General features: G+C 32.6%; 6 protein-coding genes. 5 read left to right on the top strand and 1 reads right to left on the bottom strand.

The window, feature by feature from the left end; genetic code table 11:
• The first annotated feature begins 156 nt into the window (after positions 1–156).
• The 3 genes from ACFSQ0_RS03145 to ACFSQ0_RS03135 all read left to right on the top strand — a co-directional run bounded on the left by ACFSQ0_RS03145 (position 157) and on the right by ACFSQ0_RS03135 (position 2260).
• Positions 157–663 (top strand): hypothetical protein, encoded by a 507-nt coding sequence (locus tag ACFSQ0_RS03145; protein ID WP_379043996.1) that lies wholly within the window; start codon positions 157–159, stop codon positions 661–663.
• A gap of 208 nt (positions 664–871) precedes the next feature.
• Complete coding sequence (locus ACFSQ0_RS03140) at positions 872–1330, top strand: TPM domain-containing protein (RefSeq protein WP_379043993.1); 459 nt, start codon at positions 872–874, stop codon at positions 1328–1330.
• Positions 1331–1492: 162 nt separating this feature from the next.
• Entirely contained in the window at positions 1493–2260 is a 768-nt protein-coding gene (locus ACFSQ0_RS03135; protein WP_379043990.1) for a hypothetical protein, read from the top strand.
• 234 nt (positions 2261–2494) lie between these two features.
• Here ACFSQ0_RS03135 and ACFSQ0_RS03130 read toward each other — a convergent pair whose 3' ends face one another.
• Complete coding sequence (locus tag ACFSQ0_RS03130) at positions 2495–2785, bottom strand: hypothetical protein (RefSeq protein WP_379043987.1); 291 nt, start codon at positions 2783–2785, stop codon at positions 2495–2497.
• A gap of 88 nt (positions 2786–2873) precedes the next feature.
• Between ACFSQ0_RS03130 and ACFSQ0_RS03125 the strand changes: the two genes are divergently transcribed.
• Both ACFSQ0_RS03125 and ACFSQ0_RS03120 read left to right on the top strand, forming a co-directional pair.
• A complete protein-coding gene (locus ACFSQ0_RS03125) occupies positions 2874–3302 on the top strand; it encodes a hypothetical protein (protein WP_379043984.1) in 429 nt (142 codons plus the stop codon).
• 160 nt (positions 3303–3462) lie between these two features.
• A complete protein-coding gene (locus tag ACFSQ0_RS03120) occupies positions 3463–3891 on the top strand; it encodes a hypothetical protein (protein ID WP_379043981.1) in 429 nt (142 codons plus the stop codon).
• Positions 3892–4005: the final 114 nt, after the last annotated feature.

Below are 4005 nucleotides of genomic sequence, written 5' to 3'. Positions count from 1 at the left end.
AACTTTCCAAAAAATAAAATAAGTAGTAAATTTAAAATTTGGCTTGCTCTTAAACCGAAAAAAAATCGCTAATTTACACGCTACGAGCCATATACAAAACCGTTGGCACTAATATAAACTCCGACCTTGCGTTTTACCACCCTTAATGAATGATTTATGAAAACTGGGGAAAAATTTTATCAACTTTGCACCAAACTTGGAATTGGAAAATGGGAATGGAATTTTGACTCTACCATTCCAAAAACTGAACTGATTTTTTCGATTGAGGAAATTCATAAGCTAAATGATTTAAAAATTGTTTTTAATGGAGAAAATGGTGGTTTTGTTTTAGGAAATTCACACGATGACGGCGGAATACATTTATTACAACTTGACATAGAAAAAAATATAATTAAGTACGCAGGAGAAATGGAAGGATATGAATATTTATCTTCTCCCTTAAAATCTGAATTGCACTCAAATGAGTTAGTTAAAATCAATAATTTGACAACTGAAATTGACGCTAATAAAAAGATAACAATACCTAAAACTTGTAATATAATAGACACATCAGATATTGATGTTCCTGTTATTTTATTATCTGGATATAAACAATTCATAATTAATAAAAAATCGACTTTTAACTATATAAACGAAATCATAGAAATTGAAAAAAAATACTAGTGCCAACACCGGCTATAGTTCATTGCTTCTGACTTCCCTTGCGGAAAGTCCTCGCAAATTTGCTATCTTCGGTTCACGGCGGAAAATCCTCGCGGATTTTCACGCAACGAAACCATAGCCCAAAACGTTGTACACAATACGAAAAATGACATTCCGAAACATATTTGTAATTTTCATTCTGACCTTCTTCTCTTGCAAAACTGCAAAAGTGGAAACCAAAATTGAACACCCAAAAACGGAAATAATTACATCGGAATTTCCAAAACAAATCGGTTTTGTAAATGACTTTGAGAACATTTTCACAGAAGAACAAAAAACTCAACTAACTAAATTTCTGACTTACTATCAAAACACTTCTTACCGAGAAATTGCGGTTATAACTTTAGATTCAGTTCCAAAAAATATGGAATTTGACCAATATGCTATCAGACTTTCAGACAATTGGAAAGTAGGAAAAAATAATGACGGAAACGGACTGACAGTTGTTTTGAGTAAAACCTTAAAAGCAGTTAGAATTTCAACCACTGACAAAACAAAAGAACTTTATCTTTCGGACGAGTTTTGTAAAAATGTAATTGACCAAAATATGATACCTGAATTTAAAAAGGGAAATTATTATGACGGAGTTTTACTCGGACTGAATGAACTAATAAAAAAATGGATTTAAAAAGTACTGTGTACAACAACGGCTATAGTTCATTGCTTCTGACTTTCCTCTCGGAAAGTCCTCGCAAATTTGCTATCTTCGGTTTACGGCGGAAAATCCTCGCGGATTTTCACGCAACGAAACCATAGCCAAACACGTTGGCAACAAGTTTAGAGCAACATTATGAAAATTGAAAAAACAATAGAAATTTTGGAAGCATTGGCTTCAGGATGTTCACCTCAAACAGGCGAATTGATTGAAAATGATAGTGTCTTAAATGAAAGAGATGTAATACGAGCATTGGAAAAAGCAATTTCCGAATTGGAAAGAATTAATGGCTCAACTGAAAACCAACCTCAAAAAACAGAATTAAACATAAGTACAGAAGAGATTGACAAAACGATTAAGCTATTTCAAAGCGTTGAATATAATCCAACTTATAGTCGTTTAACACATTTCTTCTTAAAATCTAAAGAATTTGAATTCCCGATTTTGAACTCAAATGAACTGTATGGAAAATATTTTGGTTACTACACCAAACAAGATTTACATAAATTTTTTAAGCATTATTTAATTGAAAACGGTTATTCACTTCACGGAAAAGTAAAAAAAGAAAGAAAACCGCAACCTTGGAAAGATATTGACTTTTTCCAAAAAGATAAATTTAACAATCTGACAGAAAAAGCGACTGAACAATTAAAAAGCAAAATAAGCGAAATCGGAATTTTAAAAACAGAGGACTTATCGGAATACATTGTTAATGCAAGAGTAAGGCACTTTAGAGCCTACGAAAGTTGGTCAGATAAAGAAAAAGAATTACTCGAAAAAGCAATGGAATACACAAATGACCTTGAATTACTGTCAGAATGTTTCCAAAGAGGAATTGGCTCAATCGAATCTTGTGGAAAAAGATTAATTTATGAAAAAAAACCAGTTGCCAACAACGTATAAAATTAATTGCTACTACAAGCCTACTTACGAAAATCCTCGCGGATTTTCTATTCGGTTTGTATTTGCTAAATTAGTTGCTTAAACCACGCAACTAATCTTATACAAAACCGTTCTAGCAAATATTACAACGCCAGCGCTCGATTAAGATAGCACCTTTGCGGTTAACCTTGCTGCGCAATTTGCCAACGCTAAGTTGTAACAAATGCGAGAACTATGTATATAAAAAATAAAACACTAACCTCTGTGCCTTATTTCACCGTTTTTGTGTGAATATTCATTGTTCCACCTTAAATGCAAATAAAAAATATTAGCTTCTCGGTATTTAGGTTTAAAATAAAAAGGCTTTCTATAGTGTTGTCGCCAAGTGATACTAAAACTCTTACCACATACATAGGGTATTTTTTCAATCACTACATCGCCTTTTCTACAATATCTTTTGCAAGTATTAATATCAGGACTTTCAAAAGAATAAGCTGTTAAATCTTCGTTCATTACAGCATATCCACGTTCATAATTGTGTAACATAATATTTTTTATTTTTAGGTTCGTTCTTATTTATCCGTGTTTTACTTTTCATATACTTTCCGTTGTGGTTAATTTGAAGACAAACTTTGTGAGGAAAATAATACTACTATTACTAACAATATTTTTAGTCAGCTGTAAAAAGGAAAAAGTTGACGGAATTATTATTGGAGATACTTTGTTTGTTCATCAATCTTTGATTGAAAATCGGAAAATGGAAAATCTGATTTACCAAGCTTTGAAAAAAGAAAAAAGCGCTATTATCGAAATAAAAAACTTCCCGAATGGCGGAGCAGCAGGCAGTTATGATTTAGGTTATGTCTTGACCCAAATAATTTACCGAATTGGTGAAAAAGACTTCGCTAATATTTTGAGAGAAATACCAAAATCGGAACGAAATGAATTTGAGGGACTAATAGCAGTTGGACTTGAATACGGAGACAATGATTACGATGGAAAAATGGACAATAAAAGAATGGAAACGGAATTTCCAAAACTGAATGAAATACTGAATGAATAAAAAACTAACCACAACAATGTATAACCGCAATTACGGCGGATTCGACTACGTCCGAATCCACTCGGAATTGCTTACGTCTGTGCTTAACCGAAAATTATTAACTTTAATCCCGTAACTGACGGTTATACGAGACCGTTGTGGTTAATTTAAAACAAACTTTGTGAAGAAAATATTACTACTCTTTCTAACAATAATTTTAGTCAGCTGTAAAAAAGAAAAAGTGGACGGAATTATAATTGGGGACACTTTGTTTGTTCATCAATCTTTGACTGAAAATCGGAAAATGGAAAATCTGATTTACAAAGCTCTGAAAAAAGAAAAAAAAGCTATTGTCGAATTAAAAAACTTCCCGAATGGCGGAGCAGCAAGCTCTTATGATTTGGGATATGTTTTGACTCAAATAATTTACCGAATAGGAGAAACAAATTTTGCAGATATTTTAAGAGAAATACCAAAATCGGAACGAAATGGGTTTGATGGACTAATAGCAGTAGGACTTGAATACGGAGATAATGACTACGATGGAAAAATGGACAACAAAAGAATGGAAACGGAATTTCCAAAACTGACTGAAATACTAAATGAATAAAAAACTAACCACAACAATGTATAACCGCAATTACGGCGGATTCGACTACGTCCGAATCCACTCGGAATTGCTAACGTCAGTGCTTAACCGAAAATCATTAACTTTAATCCCGTA

Source organism: Mesonia sediminis, assembly GCF_042684705.1.
Classification (GTDB): domain Bacteria; phylum Bacteroidota; class Bacteroidia; order Flavobacteriales; family Flavobacteriaceae; genus Mesonia; species Mesonia sediminis.
This window is presented reverse-complemented; position numbering and strand designations above follow the sequence as displayed.